This window comes from Legionella quinlivanii, assembly GCF_900461555.1.
GTDB lineage: Bacteria > Pseudomonadota > Gammaproteobacteria > Legionellales > Legionellaceae > Legionella_C > Legionella_C quinlivanii.
Window position 1 is genome coordinate 1,615,513 of sequence record NZ_UGOX01000001.1, and the last position, 20,401, is coordinate 1,635,913.

Here is a 20,401-nt window from a genome sequence, read left to right on the forward strand (position 1 = left end):
TTATAACCCTGGCCTGCCCAATCCACTTGAGGAACTGATTTTTTCCTCATCTTCTTTGATTTCTTCAGGGCGATTAAGGAGAAGCACACTTCTCATGGTAGGAATTTTATCGTCAAGAATATTTTCAGGAATGCGAGTAAAGAATTGATTGGGATTGGAATTATTTTTTTTATTGATTGTCATAACTTACTCCTTGTTTTGAGCGAAATTCTACCAACAGTTTTATACCACTTCAAATAATTTTTTCCCTCACCAGTACACTCAGGAAATATACGATGGAGAGGTATAATTATGGGTGTGTATATAAATTCATCAAAATGTGATATATTAGGGCTCACAGTATCTAATGGAGATAATATGAGCATAGAATTAACTCTTGGTGAAATTTGGGATAAAACAAACGGCAGTGAAGTAGAAAAAGCCCATGCTGTTTTGAAAGAGTATTTTCAAGCAAGACACACCAGTCGAGGCATTTCCGCTTTGACAACTTCCGGAAGCATCAGAGAGCGAGCCATTGACTTATTTAAACAGCAGAAAAGCTTGCATGGGGAACCGCTAAATAGTATCAGTGATTTGATTATAGCAGCGGCCAGTATTAGTCAGGGACCGGCTTTAGCTATTTATATTGGTGTAATTTTAGAAAAGCAGGAAAAAGCCACAAGTCTGCAATTTGAAAACAGTAAGCATTATTTCAGTATGTAAAACAGAGATTTTCCCGCAGCAGACGGAATTGTATTATCATCAAAAAAGCAGGGATAAGAAGGCACCGCATAGCAGCACTATTACCCCTGCCATCTGAATTAAATTGATTTGCTCTCCTAAAAGAAGCACTCCAAACAGCAAAACAAAAATGGGCTCAAGCACGGAGAGAATAGAGGCTTGAACAGTATTAAGATATTGCAATCCTTTTAACAAACACATTATGGGAAGGGCGGTACAAAGAATACTTAGTCCAAGCAAATTAATCCAGTTGTGAAAACCGTTGGGAACTGAGAAAGATTGATCAAGCCAGGCGGCTAAAAAACAAGTCGGTAAACAGCCTAAACACAGCATCAAACTGGCAGGTAAAGGGGGAACGGGGCTTTTTTTGCCGCAAAGGATATAAAGAGCATACAAAAATGCTGCTATCAGGCTAAACAAAATGCCTGATAAATTCAGGTTTTTATTGATACTGCCATTAGTCAATAAAATAAGTCCGCAGGCAATCATTAGTACTACGGGGTAATATATTTTGCTGATTGAAATGTGAAAAACCATTTTATTGGTGATCATGACCATCACTGGATAAGTATAGAAAATAATCATCGCTAAACCCGAACCAATATGCTTACTGGCTTGAAAATAAAAAATCGCGCAGCTACTGTAAAAAAAACTGCCGCACAAAAAAAGCTTGAATAATTCGATTTTTGCAATACTTGTCTTGCTTAAAGAAGGGAGCAGCATAAGCGACAGACAAATTGCTGATATTAAAAATCGCCAGAATTGAGCGTTATATACGGAAAGCTGAGCATTAATAAGGCTCATCCCAAAATAACCTAATAGCCCAAATAAAAGCCCGGAAAGAAGGGTGTAAAAAATTCCTGCTTGTCGACTGGTGAAATTAAAGCTGGCAAATCGCAATATCGAGCTTCGCATTGCTATCTCTGATCTCGCGCATAGTACTCATTTCACATAAGCTTAAACTCAAACCATGATGTCCCAGCTGCATTTTGGGTACCATTCCTGAGGCTTTTTCCATACGCAGCAAAATAAGATGACAGGAAGAACGGGGCGGTAATTGTTGCTGATAAAATCCATTATTCAGGCTAATCTGAAAATAGTCGGCGCTGTTTCTCAATAAACTCAGGTAGATACTGACGGTATCATGTAAAAGGCGCAGGGATCCAAGCCATTGGCTCAACTGACTCTGTCTGAACTCGGGGTAAGATTCCATCCACAATATTAATTGAGGAGGATGCGCCTCACAGTCAAGATGCTGGCTGGATTGGGCGGTACGGATTGCGTTGAGAAAAGGATCCTGGTGAATATCATCTCCAAAACGTCCGATGGTATTCGATAAAATCTGAATTTGTGTAAATAAGCGGGCATATAGTTCGGGAGAGAGCGCATTGCTTCTGTTAACGCTATGTTCTATGCGCATTAACTCCTTAAGAAACCGACTTTTTAATTCAGGTTTTTGAATCAGTTGAACAGTTTCGATAAGCTTTTGCAAGGCATAATGATGAATAACGGGATGATATTCGGCACAAGCCTCTTTTATAATCTGATGCAGGCATTCAAGACGCAAGGCAATTTTGGGCAAGGAATGGGTCGCCAGTTGAAATGTAATTGTTTCTTGCTGCATGTAGAATGCTATCCTTAGCCTGCTCAATTGGGCTAAAATCGGATTAAAGATTTATGATCGCTTTAGCATGGCCAATTGTAAATACTTCTCATGCAAATTTTTGATATTATTTGTTAATTCGTTCAGATTCCCATCGTTTATCAGTAAGTCATCTGCAATTGCTTTTCGATCCTCGATACTGGGTTGAGACGCAATAATTTTTTTTGCCTGGACGACATCACAGTGATCCCGGGCAATGACCCGTGCAATTTGTACCTCTTCATTGGCTATAAGAGCTAAAACCCGATCCAGATAGGGATAGTTATTCCGATCTTTTAATAAAGGGATCTCGATAACGTTGTAAGTTGTTGAATTATGATCAGCTACCCGTTCTGCGATTGTTTTTTGAATCTGGGGATGTAGTAAGGCTTCCAGCCAAAGCCTCTCTTTTGTATTGTCAAATATTATCCTTCTTAATGCCGCCCGATTCAATTCATTGCCGGCTGTGATTACCGAAGGGCCGAAATGGGCTTTGATAGCTACTAAAGCGGGAGAGCCGCTTTGTGTTAATTCGCGAGCGATATCATCGGCAATAATAATATTAGCGCCCAGTGATTTAAACAGATTAATAACGGTTGATTTGCCGCTGGCAATATTCCCGGTCAAGCCAATGGTAAACATAGGAGCCTCAATCAATATTGCTGATTAATATTTCTGCAAGTTAACAAATTAACATAACAGGTTTCCGGAACTTTGCTATGATTGCGGCAATACTCTTTTGCAGAAAATACAGCGTCATCGCGATGCCGATAATAAATACTTAACCAGGCTTGCGCGTCATCATCGAGCGCAGTGCACTGCCACAAAGGGCTTAGCGAATGCCCATCGGCAAAACCCTCGCAGTTAGCGCGTGTCGCTTTACAGGTAAGCGGGAACTGGCTTTCTTTTTTACAGGAATCAAATGCTTTGTTTAATGCGGTCAATTCATAATTGCTAACGGCCAGCCACTCTTTCTTTGTTTGATCATAAGCACGGCATTTCCAGTTTTCTTCTGCATTCCCCGGCTGGCTGAAACCAGAAGGGATCACTATAAAAAGAAGCGCGGGAATTAAAGCATTATATTTTTTTATCATCATCTAGCCTTATAACGGATTAAATCAAGAAGCTCATCCCGACTCATGGCTTTGGCAAAATACCAGCCCTGCATCCAGTATACTCCTTTATCTAATAGAAAATCGTATTGTTCTTTTGTTTCAACGCCTTCTGCAATTATGGATAATTTCAAGGTATTGGCCAGATCAATGATGGCTTGATTTAAGCTCTCAGTTACCGCGCCTGTGCCAATTGCCTGAATGAATAATTTATCAATTTTAAGATAATTAAAAGGAAAATGTTGCAGGTAATTGATACTTGCATGCCCTGTGCCGAAATCATCAATAGCAATGGAGAACCCGAGCTTTTTTAATTCCTGCATTTGTCTGATGATTTGCGGATTATCTTTATCCAGGAACTCTCTTTCCGTTAACTCAAGGATAAGTTGTTGAGGCCGAATAGTTTTCGCTTTGCAAAATTCAAAAAATTCAGAAAAGAAATAAGGATGTCTGAAATGGTGGGCTGAAAGATTGAATGCCAGATGGAATTCAGGATGCGCTGTTAATAATTCAGCGGTTTCAGAAAGGGCGCGTTCAATAAGTTGCCAGGTAATCGGGATAATTAAGCCGGATCGCTCTGCTTCCTCGATAAAAAAGTCAGGCATGATAATTTCCTGCTCGGCAGTTTCCCAGCGAATTAGAACTTCTGCTCCTAAAAACCTGTCCTCACTGGAGTTCCATATGGGTTGGTAAACCGGGTGAAAATGCTGTGAGCGGATTGCATCATTGATGGCATAGGTCAATGAGAGACGATGGCTTATCAAATGCGAGCAATACAAATAAACCAGGAGAGATAAAAGGAGAAGGCTAAGATTAAGAATGAGTTCCTTCATTACAAAATAATTGCTTATTGCTGCCTGTTTTGCAAAAAAATCAAGGTGGATATTATCTGCGTTTTTTAACTGTCTACGAATATGGATATAATTATGAGCGGTCTTTCCAATTCTCGACAATATCCGTTTCGTTTCATTATCGTAGATATCAATTTCCGAAAAATTCTGATTGCGTTCTTCAATGAAATTATTAACCACAGTTTCAAGTACGAGAAGGCCAATAGTGTAACCGCCAAGCTGTTGCTGTATTAAGAAGGATTCATCCATGCCCTCTCCAAGCTTGTAAGGACCTGAGAAAGAAGGGTTATAATGGCTGGGTTTGGGAAGAGTGATTGATTTTTTTAGCGTTGAGCATAGTAACTCATTTCTATAATTAGTAATTATTACTGCTGAAATAAAAGGGTTGTTATACAGTTTTTCATTAAGTTTTGGCATTAAATTCCGGCAAAGGTCTGGCGGACTTTCCAAATAGCCAAATAACTCCAGATTGATAGAGACAAAATGATCGAATTGCTTGCTTATTTTATTCGCTTCGGCGATTAATTTGTTTTGATGCTGAATATGCAGTTGCTGCCAATGGTAATAGAATGTGCCAATTAAAATAATGAGCGTAAATAGCAGCCACAAAATAGTGAACCGGGTAAACAGGTGGTTATAGCGATGTTGAGCGGCGTTCATTGGGCTCTATTAAATTAAATGTCAGCGATAGGTGGCATAAATAGAGTTTAATGTGATTTCGGCTAATTTAACAATGGTTTCGTCATCGCTGTTCAATGGGGGAAGCCAATAAATGGTATCACCCATCGGTCTCAATAATGCTCCTCGCTTTAATGCCTGCTGATAAAAATAAAAACCTGTTCGACTGTGTTTAGGATTGGGAACAAGTTCGGCTGCAACCATCGCACCAATTGAGCGAACATTATGTAATTTATTAGTTTTATCTGCGATCTCTTTAAAAAGAGAATGCATCATATGCCCCAGTCGGGTAGCTTGTTGCTCTGTTTTTTCAAGCTGCATGGTTTTGATAGCAGCCAAAGCCGCGGCAACACCGATTGCATTTGCACTATGGGTATGCGAATGAAGAAAGGAGCGGCCTTTTTCATAATCATGGTAAAATAATTGATAAATCTCATCATCAATCAGCACGCAGCTTAAGGGAATGGTACCCCCGGTTAAGCCTTTGGAAAGGCAAATCATATCAGGTTGAATTCCGGCATGCTGAAAAGCGAACCATTCGCCTGTGCGGCACATTCCAGTCATAATTTCATCCGCGATCAGATAGATGTTATTCGCTTTCGCCCATTGTGCCAGTTTGAGCAAAAAATCAGCACTATAGCAAAGCATGCCGCCCGCTCCCTGAATAATCGGCTCTACGATAATCGCACAGGCAGTCGATTTTAATGATTCCAGTGAATCGAGGGTTTTATCCCAATAACCGCTGCAGTCAGTCCACAAAGGATCTTTGGAGTGATTAACATAAGGTATCGACTCAATAAAATGACAGCGAGGACCAATACCTTCATAGGGTTGTTTGTAAATACCTAGATCGCTAACGCCTAAAGCGCCCAATGTCTCGCCATGATAGGCATTTTTTAAAGCGATAAAGTCACGCTTTTCATGGTTTCCTTTTAATTGAGAGGTATGCAAGGCGAGCTTAAGAGCGATTTCCACAGCCGAACTGCCATCACTGGCAAAAAATGAATGCTGTTTTCCGCTCAAAAAAGCCAATTGCTCACCCAGTTCTGCAAGAGCCGGATGGGTAGTATTGGCAGCAATTACCTGCTCAAATTGTTCAAGTTGTTTTTTTATAGCAGATTGTATAGCAGGATGTCTGTGTCCCAGGGATTTACACCACCAGCTGGAAATAGCGTCAATCAATACGCCCTTATCAGTATAAAGATAACTTCCTTTTGCATTGTTCACCACTACAGGCCGAGACTGCTCAAAGTCCTTCATTTGCATGCATGGATGCCATATGTGTCGTAAATCTTTATCGATACAGTCTATGTTAACCATTTTAAAATCTCAGGTTGACAATAAAGGCAAACACTTTATCATGCTGCGATTGATATGAAAATTTTAATTTAGTGGGGCTCATTGATATACCTACGTCCCTCGGCCGAGGGACGTAGGAGTAGGCGTTAAATCTCAGGGCAGTGCCTGACGGGATTGATTCTCGGTTTTTGAATTTGAAGCCGGAATAATACGTACTGAAAAAATAATAAAAGCGAGGTATTGAATGAACAGACCAGATGCCGGCTGGAGCCTGGAAGAGGTGACCGCAATCTATTCCCAACCCTTCAATGATTTGATTTTTATGGCCCATCAGACTCATCGCCAGTATCATCCCGCAAATCAATTGCAAGTGGCTACTTTACTGAGTATTAAAACAGGCGCCTGCCCTGAAGATTGCGGTTACTGCTCTCAAAGCGGTCATTATAAAACCCATGTTGAGAAAGAAAAGCTGATGAGTCTGGAACAGGTGCTTCAGGCTGCCAGAGAAGCCAGGGAGGGCGGTGCCAAACGCTTTTGTATGGGGGCTGCCTGGCGTTGCCCTCCAGAGAAAGCACTTCCCCAATTGAAAACAATGATCGAGGAAGTAAAGGCGCTGGGAATGGAAACCTGTATGACGCTGGGAATGTTAACTGAAGAGCAGGCGTCCTTTCTGAAAGACGCTGGACTGGATTATTACAATCATAACATTGATACCTCGCCTTCTTATTATAACAAAGTGGCTACAACCCGAACCTTCGATGATCGTTTACAGACGCTCAAGCATGTGCGCGATGCCGGGATTAATGTATGTTGCGGCGGTATTCTTGGCCTGGGAGAGACCAGGGAAGACCGTATTGAATTTTTGATGACCCTGGCGAATATGGAAATTCCGCCCGAGAGTGTGCCCATCAATCGCTTAATCCCTGTGGAAGGAACTCCTCTGGCTAAAGCCAATCCTGCTGAAGGTATTGAATTGGTTCGTACTATTGCAACAGCAAGACTGCTGATGCCTGCAAGTATGATTCGATTGACGGCTGGGAGAACTGCAATGAGCGACGAGCTTCAGGCTTTGTGCTATTTTGCCGGAGCTAACTCGGTTTTTGCTGGCGATAAATTACTTACTGAGGAAAACCCGCAGAGGGCCAGGGATAAACAATTGTTTGAGAAACTGGGTCTGGAAACCAGCATGGCATGAAGCAGAAGATCAATCTTTATCTGGATGAGATTAAAACGAAAGGATTATATCGCAGCCGGCATGTGTTTGAGCAAAGCGGATTTTGCAATTTCAGTTCAAATGATTATTTAAATTTAACCGCCGATAAGCAAGTGAGACAGGCGTTTCGAAGGGGTTTTGAACGTTACCCTGCCGGCAGCGGCGCTTCTCAGGCAGTTTGCGGTTATCATCCTACGCATAAAATGCTGGAGAATGAATTTTGCCAGTTTATGCAAGTCGACTCTGCATTGCTATTCAGTTCAGGTTATGCGGCCAATCTGGCTGTGATTTCAATGCTCGCAAAACTGGATACCCATTTACTCATTGATAAGGGAGTTCATGCGTCATTTTATGATGGTATTAAGTATTCTGGTGTTAGCTATAGTCGATTTTTGCACAATAGCAGGAGTGACTTACTCAACAAGCTAAACAGAGCCAATGCCGGCGGAGTCATTATTTCCGAAGGCATCTTTAGCATGAGCGGGCAGCAACCTGATTTAAAACAAGTTGCTCAAGATGCTCTGGCACACAGTTATGAATGTATAATTGATGAGGCTCATTCATTTGGCGTTCTGGAAGAGATAGGGCGGGGAGCGTCGGCATTTTATGGCTTGAGTCAAAAAGACATTGCCTTACGCATTATTCCCTTTGGAAAAGCGATGGGCGCTCAGGGGGCGATTGTTGTTGGACGCCATGAATGGATTGATGCTCTATTTCAATCAGGCCGCTCTACAATATATTCTACGGCGATCAGTCCGGCAATGGCATATGGTCTTTTACATTCACTGGAAGTAGTCAGCAAATCCAATGATAAGCGTATTTATATTCGGTTATTGATAGATTACTTTCGAAGTCAAGTCAGCAGGTCGCCTCTATGCTGGCGCGATTCAGAAACGCCAATTCAGCAATTGCAACTGGGCTGTCCTGAATTGGCTGCTGCTTTTGCTGCGCGCTTGCTTGAACGTAAAATAATAGCCTTATCAATGCGACAGCCCACCGTATCACGCAAGGAAACTGGCTTACGCATTGTGTTAAACGCCAGTCATCGTCAGGAAGACATTGATTATTTATTCGCCTGTTTACATGAATTCTATGAAAATTAATATTAATATAATCGGTAACCCAAAGAATCGCGCTCTGGTTTTTTTTCATGGTTGGGGATTCGATCAGCGTGTTTGGTCTTCAACTGCGGCTTTGTTACAGGATAAGTACAGGATTTATCTGGTGGATTTACCCGGTTTCGGCCATACCAGCCTCATGTTATGGGATGAATTCCAGCAAATGTTGCTTGAACATTTACCCCAGGAATTTGCTGTAGCAGGGTGGTCTCTGGGAGGATTATACGCGACCCGTCTGGCGCTTGAATCAGGGCGGGTAAGCCATTTAATAAACATCGCCGCATCGCCTTGCTTCATAAAGAAAGACGATTGGCCCGGCGTAAATCCACAGGTTTTAAAAAAATTTCTGGCAAACCTCGAAACCCAGCCAAGAAAGACACTGGAAGATTTTGTAGTTCTACAGGCTCGCCGTAAGAGCAGCGCTTTACCTGATACGTTGCCTGCAACGGCTGCTTTGAAAGCAGGGCTTGAGATTCTGGAATCATGGGATTTACGAAAGCCGCTCACATCGGCTAATTTTTCGATAGCCTATTGCTTTGGGCGGCTTGACTCCATTACTCCCTTTGCTGTCCTCGAAGCCATGCAGGCACATTATCCGCAGTTTAATTATCATCTTTTTAAAAAATCAGCCCATATGCCTTTTTTGTCGCAGCAGGAAGAGTTTATTTATATATTGGAGGATTTCATTCAATGAAGTCATATTTCATCACCGGAACGGATACTGATTGTGGTAAAACCTATGTGACCTGCCAACTTTTAGATTATCTGCATGGCCGCGATAAATCAGCCCTGGCATTAAAACCTGTGGCTTCAGGTTGTGTGTTTGAAAATGGCAAGGCAGTATACAGCGATTTAGTAAGGCTTACAGAGCATAATCTTAAGCCTGAAATTCCGATTAATGGCTGGCATTTTGCTGCGCCAATCTCTCCTCATTTGGCGGCCGGCGCTGAAAATGTTATTCTGACCGCCGAAAAGATTGCAAACTTCTGTAAAAAAAAAGAATATACTCACTTTGACTATCTTTTAATTGAAGGGGCTGGGGGGCTATTCGTTCCACTGAATGATCAGGAGTCCTGGATTGATCTAATCCGATTAATGAACATACCTGTTATTCTTGTGGTGGGCTTGAAATTAGGTTGTCTCAATCATGCGCTGTTAACGGATTCCGTCCTGCGTTCCAACCATTGTCCTGTCGCTGGTTGGATTGCGAATATACTGGACCCAGAGATGCTTGAAATTGAAAAAAACATCACTACCTTAAAAGAGCGTCTGCAAATGCCGTACCTGGGCAGGACTGATTATCACAAAGGCCTTCTATTGGACGGAAATAAAGACATGATCTGATTGTCTGTTATGGCTCTAGTCCGTTATAATTGTAAAGATACGGGAACCCATGACTACAGCTATGGGTTAATATATGATTAAAGGGGAGTGGTTGGTTCCATTACCCGAGGCACACCGATTTAATGGAGCGTATGATGCCAATTTATGAGTATGAATGTACAAGTTGCCATCATCATTTTGATTTGATGCAAAAAATAAGTGATACCCCAATCAAGCAATGTCCTCAATGTTTTGAGGATACCGCTGTAAGGCTTATATCCGCAGCAGGGTTTCAGCTGAAAGGCAGCGGCTGGTATGTTACTGATTTCAAGAATAAAAATAAGCCGGCACAGAAAAAAGAGTCGTCTTCTGAAGGCTCGTCTGGAACCACAACAGAAAGCACTAAGGTAAAAGGTGAATCTGATTGAAATCCAAATCCCTGCGCAGCTTTATTCTTGCGGGTCTGGTTGTATGGTTGCCCATTTTAGTAACCCTGGTAATACTTCGATTCCTAATCGAACTGCTCGATAGCACCATTGCTCTGCTGCCGCAGGCCTATCAACCTGAAACCCTGATTGGGATGAGGATTCCGGGCCTTGGTGTAATTTTGTCCCTGGTGGTTCTGATTATTACTGGAATCATTGCTACGAACTTTTTTGGACAGCGTCTGGTGGGTTGGGGCGAAGCCGTCCTGGCTCGTATCCCCTTGGTTCGTTCGGTTTATACCGCGGCAAAGCAAGTCATTCAGGCTGTTTTTGCCAGCAACAGCCAGGCGTTCAGGAAAGTCATATTAGTGGAGTATCCCAGAAAAGGGTTGTGGAGTCTTGCGTTTCTGACCGGCTCAACAACGGACGAGCTAACCAGCCATTGCGGGCAGGACATGCTTTCTTTATTTATTCCAACCACACCGAATCCCACGTCTGGTTTTCTGGTTCTGGTTCCTAAAAAAGAAGTGATTGAGCTTCAAATGAGTGTCGATGAAGCATTAAAATACATCATTTCTCTTGGCGTTATGCAGTCTTCGACTGCTGACATTGTTAAACAATAGTTATAGATAGGCGGCTCCTATGCGTTCACATTATTGCACTGAAGTAAATGAAACAATGATTGGGGAAACTGTTGCAATTTGTGGCTGGATTCATAATCGACGCGATCATGGGGGAGTTATCTTTCTTGATGTGCGTGATCGCTCCGGTCTTGTTCAGGTGGTTTATGAGCCAGAACTTTCTGATGTGTTTCAGGTTGCGGAGAAGTTACGGCATGAGTTCGTCGTGCAGCTTAAAGGAAAGCTGCGCAATCGTCCATCCGGGATGATAAATGATAAAATGCTGACTGGGCGAATTGAGATTCTGGGAACTGAATTACAAATTCTGAATCAGTCCGAGACACCTCCTTTTCTGCCTGATGAGTTTCAGGTGGTTAATGAGGATCTACGCTATCGCTACCGTTACATTGATTTACGCCGTCAGGGTATGCAGGACAATCTGATTATCCGACATAAAATGAATCGTGCAATTCGTGATTATTTAAACGAACAGAATTTTATTGATATTGAAACGCCTATGTTGACCAAGGCAACGCCGGAAGGTGCCCGGGATTATCTGGTGCCGTCAAGAGTACATCCAGGCCAATTCTATGCCTTACCTCAGTCTCCGCAATTATTTAAGCAGCTGCTGATGATGTCCGGCTTCGATCGTTATTACCAGATTGTACGCTGCTTCCGGGACGAAGATTTGCGGGCAGATCGTCAACCTGAGTTTACCCAGCTTGATATTGAAATGTCATTCATTGATGAGTCCGCTATTCAGTCTCTCATTGAAGGAATGTTAAAAAAAGTATTCAAGGACTTGTTAGAGGTTGAATTACCCGAAACACTGCCCAGAATGAGTTTTGCTGAAGCCATGCGCCGTTTTGGCAGCGATAAACCTGATTTGCGTATTCCTTTAGAGTTAATCGATATTGAAGATTTGGTTAAGGGATGTGAGTTCAAGGTTTTTGCTGAGGCCGCTGAGAATCCAAAATCTCGTGTGGTTGCTATGAAATTACCGCGAGGTTGTGAGCTCACTCGAAAAGAGCTGGATGGTTACGCGGATTTCGTGGGTATTTATGGCGCTAAAGGACTTGCTTACATCAAAGTCAATGATCGAAGCCTCGGCTATGAAGGGCTTCAATCGCCAATCCTCAAGTTTTTAAATGAGTCTATTGTCAATGCGGTTCTGGATCGAGTGCAGGCGCAAACTGGCGATGTGGTCTTTTTCGGTGCCGGCTCAAATAAAGTCGTCAATGAATCAATGGGCGCGTTGAGAGTGCGTTTGGGTCATGACAGACAGTTGGTGCAGCCTGGCTGGCAATTGTTATGGGTTACCGACTGGCCAATGTTTGAAATGGATGAAAAAGAAAACCGCCTGCAATCGATGCATCATCCCTTCACCTCACCACAAAAGCTGGATATTGACATGATGAAGAATAACCCTGAGCAAGTGCTTGCCAAGGCTTATGATATTGTGATCAATGGCTACGAGATAGGGGGCGGTTCCATTCGTATTCATCAGTATGATTTCCAACAGGCTGTTTTCAGATTATTGGGCATTGATGAGCAGGAGGCGCAGGAGAAGTTTGGCTTTTTACTCGATGCACTTCAATACGGCTGTCCTCCACATGGCGGAATTGCCCTGGGCATTGACCGGCTGGCCATGCTATTGACTGATTCAACGTCTATTCGTGATGTGATTGCTTTTCCTAAAACGCAATCGGCGTCTTGTTTGCTGACTAATGCTCCAACCCCGGTGAATGAAATGCAATTAAATGAATTAGGAATTCGGCTTGCTCCAACGGCGAAAGGGAAGTGAAAAAGTGAGGGTTGATTTTAGTCCATCTTCCTAACTCCCGTTGCCATTAAGTTAAGGAATTTTTTCTTATTCCTGCGCCGGCGTGGGCGTAAACCTAAGAGAAAATCACCTCTCCCAAGTTTGGGAGAGGGCTAGGGTGAGGGTTGATTTTAACCCCTCTCTCTAACTCTCTCCCCTGAGGGGAGAGAGGACTTTAAGGGAAGAGAGATTAAAAGCTGTTATCCGAGCTTTAGCAGGTCGTGAAATCAAACTAAATTGGTAACATTAAGTGCAATGTGGTACAATTGTGAATTAACTTGTCAATTTGCAGTGAGAAAATTGACTTTACTGATAAGAAGAAAGTGAAAAAAACTCTAATCTTGTTCATCACTGGTATTTTGCTTGCTTGTTCTGCGTTTAGTTTTGCGAATAGCAACGGCAGTAGCCAACTCATTGAGTATTTAACTCAGGAAAAAAATAGCTTAACCCTTGCTATTGGCGAAGTAAAAACACTGCCACCGCCAGGAAACCAGGACGAATATCAAAAAAGATTGCAGGAAAATAATGCAACCATCGCATTGAATAAGGCCAAAATTACCAGTCTTGAAAGTTTTCTGATTAACCAGAAAAAGCTTCAGGCTGATTTTAGCCAACGCTTGAAACAATTACAGCAATTTCCGTCAAGCCAGCTTCCGCAAATCAGTTCTCAGGAAAAGATTGAAAAAATCAATACATTAAACGATATTAATAAAAAAACTATTGATCTGATTAATGAAAATTTAAAACTTGCCAGACGTTATCAGGAGATTTTGCAAGTTCAGAAAGACCAGTTGGAGCTATGGAAATCCAAAGAACAGATGAATGAGCAGCTCACCAGCCTCCATGCTCAGGAAGATAAGCTGAATGATTCTTTACAAAAGCTTTTTCAAAACAGTTTAAAATTGCAGCAAGATATCAAAACCAGCAGTAATTTCAAAGCGACCTATGGTCTTGAAGCGCGATTGCTTCTGAATAACCAGGTCATTAATCTGACTCAGCACAAAATTGCTGAATTAAATCTGCAGGGTAAATTAGCCCGAGCTGATTTTCTGCTGTTGAAAAGCCCCGATATTCGCACACTGCAAACAGTGACAGAAATATATAAAAATATGATCAGTCAGCTATCTGAAATGGAGCAGTCGCTTAAGAAAATGGTTGTCATGTTAAAAAATGAACTTCCTCATCTCAATGATCCCAATTTAAAGCAGCAGTTTAATTCCTTGCTGCGGGTAGTTAATGCAAGAATTGCCGGTATCTCGATTCAGGAGGAAACCCTTCAGGAGGATCTCGAGAATCATCAGCAGGAACTTAAAAAGCAATTGGCGGTCAGGCAAAGTTTGTCTGAGTACCGTATTGACAGCTGGCCAGAGATTTTTAAACAACTGGCGCATATTCCTACCCAATTTTACAATTATTGCAAGTCGCTCGCATTTAAGGCCAGGGATAATTATCTATGGCAGGATACTTTTCCGGCCGCGCTGTTGTGGATGGGGGTATGTGTCATTCTCGCCAGCGCTCTGGCACTGAGCAGAGTATTGAAACGAAGCAATGATAAGGAGCGCTCTCGTTTGTCTGGTCATCTCTATGATGGTGTTCTTAATTTATTTGAAAAAAACTTACCGCATCTGACAGTGTCTGCCATTCTGTTTGTGCTTCTTTATGGCAATTATGTTCCGTTTTCCAACTACCAGATGCTGTTCAATCTGTTACTGGTCTGGCTAACTTTTCGAACCCTTATTTTAATCGCCAGACGATCACTTCTCGAGCGGATCAGCGACTCATCGGGCAAAGACGTTCGCTTGTATTATCGTTTTAAATGGCTGCTGATGGCCGGAGGATGGACTACTGCTCTGATGGTATTTAGTCATCAACTGCCGCTGGCAATCTTGATTCAGGATATATTCAACCGTCTGTTCATGTTATTTTTGTTAGCAGTTTCTCTTGTGATCTGGAAGAGCAAGGATTTCATTTCGCATTTACTCCATCCCTTATTAAAGTCGAAGAAAAGATATCTGAGACATGCCATTGTATTGCTTGAAGTATTAATACCGTTTACCGTTTTTACCACTGCTTCCCTGGGCCTTATTGGTTATATCAATCTTGCCTGGACGATGAGTATCTATCAGGTACAGATCCTGATGATTATCACAGGATATGTACTTCTCCGCGGCCTGATGTTTGATGCGCTGGAATTATTGTCGGAATGGATGATTTCCAGTCTAAAAAATGGCTGGTTGTGGATTGAGGTTATTCTCAAGCCCATTGACAGAATATTACGTATTATGTTGTTAATGGCTTCTTTATACGTATTATTTCAGCTGTTTGACTGGCATTCTGATTCGCTTATTATCAGTAAGTTTCATCAATGGGGCGAGTACCCCATCGTTAATTTGTCGGGTATACGAATCACAGCTATCAGTGTACTTGAATTCCTTCTTCTGTTTTCAATTTGTGCCTGGATTTCCAAATGGACCCGAGAGTTTTGCTACCGGTGGCTCTATCGAGATGCCCGTGACGCGGGAATTAGAAACAGTCTTTCCGTTTTTACTCAATACGCGGTCATTCTGGTAGGCGGTTTTATCTCACTAAGAGTGTTGGGACTGGATTTTAGCGGCATGTCAATGGTGATCGGTGGTCTGGCTGTCGGGATGGGTTTCGGCCTGAGGGATTTCGCCAGCAATATCGTAGGCGGCCTGATGCTGTTAATTGAGAGGCCGGTCAGGGAAGGAGACTTAATCACTCTGGGGGGCTATGAAGGCAAGGTAGCTCATATCGGTATTCGTTCGATGCGTGTATCTTCCTGGGATAATATGGAAGTATTAATACCTAATGCTGAAACCTTTAACAAGCCATTCACCAATTGGACCCATCAGGATAGTATTATCCGAACGGTAGTGCCTGTGAAAGTGAGCCGCGCCGATGATCCATGTCTGGTTCAAACCCTTATTATGGAAGTACTGGCGACAATTCCAGAAATTGTGCCTGATCCGCCCTGCCAGGTGTTTCTGAAGCAAATTGATGAAGCCTTGATTGAGTTTGAGGTACGATATTTTATAAACGTGGAGTTCAACACGCGGGTTGAAATACGATCCAAGGTCCTCTTTGCCATCATGGCGAAATTCAAGGAAGCAGGAATTAAACCGCCCATACCACCGATTACTGTTGAATTAAAAGAAAAAGCAACCGATTATGAGCCTTTCGTTATGCAAAAACGTGTTAAGCAGCGAGAGCGAGTTACTGACTCGCTGTAGCCGTATTGCTGGTTTGAGTTTTAGCCAGCTTGCCTGTTTAACACAGTGCACAATCCCGCAAAAACAAAGCCAGAGAAAAGGTTGGACCGGCTTAGCTATTGAACTGGCTTTGGGAACAACGGCTGGCACTAAAGCAGTTCCTGATTTTGAGAATCTTGGTGTTGAATTAAAGACCATTCCCCTAAATGCACTGGGAAAGCCTGCTGAATCCACGTTTGTGACCAGTATTTCTTTAACCAGCATTCACCGGGAAACATGGAAAGAATCCCAATGCTTTCAAAAGCTAAAAAGGATTTTATGGGTGCCGGTTGAGGGTGATACTATGATCCCTTTTGAGCAAAGACGAATAGGCAGCGGGTTCTTATGGTCTCCCAGTGAGGAGCAAGAGTGCATCCTCTCTGACGATTGGCATGAGCATTCTACAATGATTGGAATGGGGCGCCTTGAAGAAATTGATGCCTCAATGGGGGAATATCTCCAGGTTAGACCCAAGGCTGCCAATGCTCGTTCCTTATGCGATGGATTTGATGCTGAAGGCAAAAAAATCCGGACCTTGCCTCGCGGCTTCTATTTACGAGCCAGTTTTACTCAGCAATTGCTAAAATCTTTGTAGACAAAATCTTCATTTTGGTTGATAGTTCTGCTCGTGACAATTTTTTATCCATTTGTAGCGAGTTAATATGAAAAAAATACTAGTGGGTGTTCTCGGTTTATTGCTCTCTTATTCAGTAATCGCTTCGACATCCAAAAAAACGGTTCAAAGTGATGCGGCAATTCAGCAAACGATTCTTGAGTACATTAACAGCTATCGAGCTCAGCACCATCGGCCGCCTTTAAAATTAGTACCGCTCATTTCGATTGAAGCCCAGCGTCATAGTTTGGAAATGGCAAGAAAGCAAATGCCATTCGGACATCAGGGATTTAATAAGCGGATTGATGTGGTGTACAAAAAAATTAAGCTGTGTCGGGGAGGCGCTGAAAATATTGCCTATATGAAAATTCCGGCGAAAGAGGTTGCCAGACGATGGACGGAAAGCCCTGGTCATCGGGCCAATATCCTTGGTAATTACAATCTGACCGGTATTGGTATTGCAAGAATTGAAGGGGGCTGGATATATTATACGCAAATGTTTATCCGCAGCGATGATCCGTCTTACCGTGGTTGATTTTTGTGTGCCTCTAGTGACCTATCTAATTCAAAAATATTACAAAGGTCTGGTTAGTGGATTGTCAGAACCATTGTTCAAAATGTTGATAGATTAATGTATAAAGAATGTAGACAAGTAGCTACGTTTGCTCTATATTGTAGATATGTAACTACAAATAAGGGATTGGCAATGGCAATTTCCACTTTTTCTAGTCGTGAATTTAATCAAGATGTCAGTAAAATAAAGAAGGCCTCTGCGCATGGGCCTGTTTTTATTACTGATAGAGGACATCCGGCTCATGTCCTTTTAACAATTGAAGACTATTTAAAATTATCTAAAACTAAAGAAACAATAGTTGATTTGTTAGCTATGCCTGATACAGCAGATTTAGACTTTGAGGCACCAACGCTAAAAGGAAATATTTATCGTACAGAGGGGTTTGATTAATGTATTTAATGGATACAAATGTTGTATCAGAAATAAGAAAAGGTGCCAAAGCTAATATTAATGTAATATCGTGGGCTAGAGCCGCATCTACGGCATCCTTATTTTTATCAGTAATTAGCATACTTGAGATAGAAATGGGGATTTTACAGAAGGAACGTGCAGATCCCTCTCAGGGAGCGATTTTGCGCACGTGGCTTAATGCCCATGTGCTACCTGCCTTTGTAGATCGAATTTTAAACATAGATGTTGCAGTTGCACAACGATGCGCTAAGCTTCATATACCTGATCGTCGGTCAGAAAGAGATGCATTAATTGCAGCGACAGCTTTAGTTCATGGATTGGTGGTTGTAACAAGAAATATAAAAGATTTCGAAGATTCAGGATTAGAGTTATTAAACCCATGGGAACCTCGATAAGAGGATAAAATAATCGAATTTCCCACAATTGGAGTTTTTTGAGGCATTTAAACGAGGCTATGCAGTCTTTTTGATCTTGATGATATTCAATGTGAATAATGCACAGTACGTAGCGGGGCAACTATTGTTCAAATACTTGCCAATTCTACATTCCTACCAAATCACACAACGCTTTTGATTCACCATTGGACTTTGTCCGCTAATACCAAAAGCGGCTTGGAACTGAGGCATGTTCGCTAAAGTACCGTTGACGCGGTAAATCATTGGCGGATGCGGATCAGTCATAATCAGGGTGCGCATCTGTGCCATGCGGATATTGGAAGCCCAGACGTGAGCTGTCCCCAGGAAAAACTGCTGATCGGGGGTGAACCCATCGATAGTTTTAGCATCTTTATATGCTTGCGAATGTTTAAAGGCTTTATAGGCAAGAGTCAATCCACCGAGATCTGCAGTGGCTTCACCCATTACCAGTTTACCCTGAACTGACAGATCATCGACTTTATATTGTGAAAACTGCTCCATTATGCATTGGGTGGCTGCATTGAATTTTTTCAAATCCTCAGCACTCCACCAGTTTTTCAGATTCCCATAACCATCAAATTGCGCGCCCTGATCGTCAAAACCATGGGTTATTTCATGTCCGATGACAAAACCAATCGCCCCATAATTGACCGCGGTTGGAGCCTTCGGATCAAAAAAAGGCGGCTGTAAAATGCCTGCAGGGAGATTAATATTATTCATTGAAGGATCATAATAGGCATTGACCGTTTGCGGGGTCATGCTCCATTCGGTTTTATCAATGGGTTTTCCAATCTTGTTCAAATCCCTTTTGACCAGAAACTCACTGGCTCTGATAACATTCAATACATAAGCGCCTCTGTCGATTTTGAGACTTGAATAATCCCACCACTTCTCAGGATAACCCACACGCTCTTTCATCAGTTCAAGTTTTTTCAGTGCGGCTTCTCGCGTTGCTGGCGACATCCATTGCAGTGTTTTCAACTCATCCCGTAAAGCCTGCTTAATATTATTTAGGATCTCCATTACCTGAGCTTTCGACGCAGGCGGGAAATATTTTTCAACATACATTTTACCGATAGCAAAACCTAATGCCTGGCTTTCGGTATTTACTACCCGTTTCCAGCGAGGCAGAAGTTTTTCTGTACCGGTTAAAAGAGAACTCATTCGAAAGTTTTGATCAACAAAAGCTTTCGATAAGTAGGGGGCGTAGGCGTCAAGTACGTGCCATCGGAGGTAACTTTTCCAGGTGTTTAATGAAACACTTGTGAGTAACGTATTCATTTTCTTAAAAAAGTTGGGCATCCCCAAATTGATATGATCGATTTTCTCAAGACCGATCTGATTAAAATAAGCCGGCCATGAAAACTGAGGGGTTATTTTATTCAGTTCATTGACAGCCATCATGTGATAAATGGCACGGGGATTTCGCTGCTCAATTTGAGTCATAGAAGCATTAGCTAAAGCGGTTTCAAGCTGCATAATTTCATTTGCTTCCTTAAGAGACGTTGCAGCGTCATCACCAGCCAGTTCAAGCATTTTGGCGATATGTCGAACATAAGCAGAGCGAATGTCCTGAAACTTTTTATCTGTTTTTGTATAGTAATCGCGATCAGGTAATCCTAGTCCTCCCTGCATCGCAGCGCCTATCATTTCATTACTATTCTTAAAATCCTGCATGCTGCCGAAATTGAATAAGGCACTTACCCCATTCAACTGAAGCTTACTAATAACCTGCTGCAAATCCTTAGTATTTTTTATGGAGTTAATTGAGTCAAACATATCCTGTAGGGGAGATATGCCCAGCTGATTAATAGTGGCTTCATCCATTCCACTAAAATAAAAATCACCAATCTTTTGCTCAATACTGCCTTCAGGAAGGTTTTTGTTACCCGATAGTGCAATCAGCATTTGATGAATTCTATCCTGTACAGTTTCCTGAAGAATATAAAAACTGCCCCAGACTGCATATTCTGGCGGAATAGGATTTTGTTTTTGCCAGGTTCCATTAGCGTAGGCAAAGAAATTATCCGCTGGGGATACCGACTTATCCAGCCATTTGAGATTTAAAGGATCAGGCTGCTCTTCAGAAAGAGCTGTTGCGTAAGTAGGGGAAAAGAGGGTAACACTTAATAAGATGATTAATATCAAGCGCATATATAGATTCTTCGTAATTAAATTAATTTTAACAGAGTTACAAAATATTGATATGGATGCAAGGGGATTGCTTGTCTAATTTTAGAATTTATTCTAAAATTATAAAAAGTGGTCTTGTATATGAATAAAATTGCATGCAAG

At 42.1% G+C, this 20,401-nt stretch carries 21 protein-coding genes; 13 read left to right on the top strand and 8 right to left on the bottom strand.

The genetic code is table 11. From position 1 onward, the window contains the following. On the bottom strand, positions 1–183 hold the full coding sequence (locus DYH61_RS06930; protein ID WP_058506523.1) for a hypothetical protein: 183 nt from the start codon (positions 181–183) through the stop codon (positions 1–3). 174 nt (positions 184–357) lie between these two features. On the opposite strand from DYH61_RS06930, the gene DYH61_RS06935 reads away from it, so the two are divergent. Then, entirely contained in the window at positions 358–702 is a 345-nt protein-coding gene (locus DYH61_RS06935) for a hypothetical protein (RefSeq protein WP_058506522.1), read from the top strand. A gap of 39 nt (positions 703–741) precedes the next feature. Here the strand turns inward: DYH61_RS06935 and DYH61_RS06940 are convergent, their stop codons facing one another. From DYH61_RS06940 to bioA, 6 genes are read right to left on the bottom strand one after another with little or no spacing between them, the layout of a single operon-like run. Further along, positions 742–1,635 carry a DMT family transporter gene (locus DYH61_RS06940; protein WP_058506521.1) on the bottom strand — a complete coding sequence of 298 codons (894 nt, stop codon included), beginning with the start codon at positions 1,633–1,635 and terminating at the stop codon, positions 742–744. After that, positions 1,601–2,344 carry a cell division protein ZapD gene (zapD, locus tag DYH61_RS06945; protein WP_058506520.1) on the bottom strand — a complete coding sequence of 248 codons (744 nt, stop codon included), beginning with the start codon at positions 2,342–2,344 and terminating at the stop codon, positions 1,601–1,603. The genes DYH61_RS06940 and zapD overlap by 35 nt, the downstream gene beginning before the upstream one ends. 51 nt (positions 2,345–2,395) lie before the next feature. Beyond that, a complete protein-coding gene (gene coaE / locus DYH61_RS06950) occupies positions 2,396–3,004 on the bottom strand; it encodes a dephospho-CoA kinase (protein ID WP_058506519.1) in 609 nt (202 codons plus the stop codon). Between the two features lie 11 nt (positions 3,005–3,015). Then, positions 3,016–3,459: a hypothetical protein gene (locus DYH61_RS06955; protein WP_133129071.1), complete on the bottom strand. Its 444-nt coding sequence runs from the start codon at positions 3,457–3,459 to the stop codon at positions 3,016–3,018. Further along, complete coding sequence (locus DYH61_RS06960; RefSeq protein ID WP_058506517.1) at positions 3,456–4,985, bottom strand: EAL domain-containing protein; 1,530 nt, start codon at positions 4,983–4,985, stop codon at positions 3,456–3,458. The genes DYH61_RS06955 and DYH61_RS06960 overlap by 4 nt, the downstream gene beginning before the upstream one ends. A 21-nt stretch (positions 4,986–5,006) precedes the next feature. Further along, a complete protein-coding gene (bioA, locus tag DYH61_RS06965) occupies positions 5,007–6,323 on the bottom strand; it encodes an adenosylmethionine--8-amino-7-oxononanoate transaminase (protein ID WP_058506516.1) in 1,317 nt (438 codons plus the stop codon). 223 nt (positions 6,324–6,546) lie between these two features. Between bioA and bioB the strand changes: the two genes are divergently transcribed. The 12 genes from bioB to DYH61_RS07025 all read left to right on the top strand — a co-directional run bounded on the left by bioB (position 6,547) and on the right by DYH61_RS07025 (position 18,085). Beyond that, positions 6,547–7,497 (top strand): biotin synthase BioB, encoded by a 951-nt coding sequence (gene bioB / locus DYH61_RS06970; protein WP_058506515.1) that lies wholly within the window; start codon positions 6,547–6,549, stop codon positions 7,495–7,497. Beyond that, positions 7,494–8,618, top strand: a complete 1,125-nt coding sequence (locus DYH61_RS06975; RefSeq protein ID WP_058506514.1) for an aminotransferase class I/II-fold pyridoxal phosphate-dependent enzyme — start codon at positions 7,494–7,496, stop codon at positions 8,616–8,618. The genes bioB and DYH61_RS06975 overlap by 4 nt, the downstream gene beginning before the upstream one ends. Further along, entirely contained in the window at positions 8,608–9,327 is a 720-nt protein-coding gene (locus DYH61_RS06980; protein WP_058507280.1) for an alpha/beta fold hydrolase, read from the top strand. The genes DYH61_RS06975 and DYH61_RS06980 overlap by 11 nt, the downstream gene beginning before the upstream one ends. Next, complete coding sequence (gene bioD, locus DYH61_RS06985; protein WP_058506513.1) at positions 9,324–9,977, top strand: dethiobiotin synthase; 654 nt, start codon at positions 9,324–9,326, stop codon at positions 9,975–9,977. Before DYH61_RS06980 ends, bioD begins: the two co-directional genes overlap by 4 nt. Before the next feature lie 134 nt (positions 9,978–10,111). Next, entirely contained in the window at positions 10,112–10,384 is a 273-nt protein-coding gene (locus DYH61_RS06990) for an FmdB family zinc ribbon protein (protein ID WP_058506512.1), read from the top strand. Then, entirely contained in the window at positions 10,381–11,004 is a 624-nt protein-coding gene (locus DYH61_RS06995; RefSeq protein WP_058506511.1) for a DUF502 domain-containing protein, read from the top strand. Before DYH61_RS06990 ends, DYH61_RS06995 begins: the two co-directional genes overlap by 4 nt. 19 nt (positions 11,005–11,023) lie before the next feature. After that, positions 11,024–12,805: an aspartate--tRNA ligase gene (gene aspS, locus DYH61_RS07000; protein WP_058506510.1), complete on the top strand. Its 1,782-nt coding sequence runs from the start codon at positions 11,024–11,026 to the stop codon at positions 12,803–12,805. A gap of 341 nt (positions 12,806–13,146) precedes the next feature. Further along, positions 13,147–16,074, top strand: a complete 2,928-nt coding sequence (locus tag DYH61_RS07005) for a mechanosensitive ion channel domain-containing protein (RefSeq protein ID WP_234999803.1) — start codon at positions 13,147–13,149, stop codon at positions 16,072–16,074. Then, positions 16,013–16,687 (top strand): DNA mismatch repair endonuclease MutH, encoded by a 675-nt coding sequence (gene mutH, locus DYH61_RS07010; protein WP_058506509.1) that lies wholly within the window; start codon positions 16,013–16,015, stop codon positions 16,685–16,687. The genes DYH61_RS07005 and mutH overlap by 62 nt, the downstream gene beginning before the upstream one ends. Positions 16,688–16,754: 67 nt before the next feature. Continuing rightward, on the top strand, positions 16,755–17,240 hold the full coding sequence (locus tag DYH61_RS07015) for a CAP domain-containing protein (RefSeq protein WP_065236108.1): 486 nt from the start codon (positions 16,755–16,757) through the stop codon (positions 17,238–17,240). A gap of 171 nt (positions 17,241–17,411) precedes the next feature. After that, the gene (locus tag DYH61_RS07020) at positions 17,412–17,669 is read left to right on the top strand and encodes a type II toxin-antitoxin system Phd/YefM family antitoxin (RefSeq protein ID WP_058506508.1); all 258 of its coding nucleotides are present in this window, start codon (positions 17,412–17,414) and stop codon (positions 17,667–17,669) included. Next, a complete protein-coding gene (locus DYH61_RS07025) occupies positions 17,669–18,085 on the top strand; it encodes a type II toxin-antitoxin system VapC family toxin (RefSeq protein ID WP_058506507.1) in 417 nt (138 codons plus the stop codon). The genes DYH61_RS07020 and DYH61_RS07025 overlap by 1 nt, the downstream gene beginning before the upstream one ends. 153 nt (positions 18,086–18,238) lie before the next feature. Here the strand turns inward: DYH61_RS07025 and DYH61_RS07030 are convergent, their stop codons facing one another. After that, positions 18,239–20,260: a M13 family metallopeptidase gene (locus DYH61_RS07030; protein WP_058506506.1), complete on the bottom strand. Its 2,022-nt coding sequence runs from the start codon at positions 20,258–20,260 to the stop codon at positions 18,239–18,241. Positions 20,261–20,401: the final 141 nt, after the last annotated feature.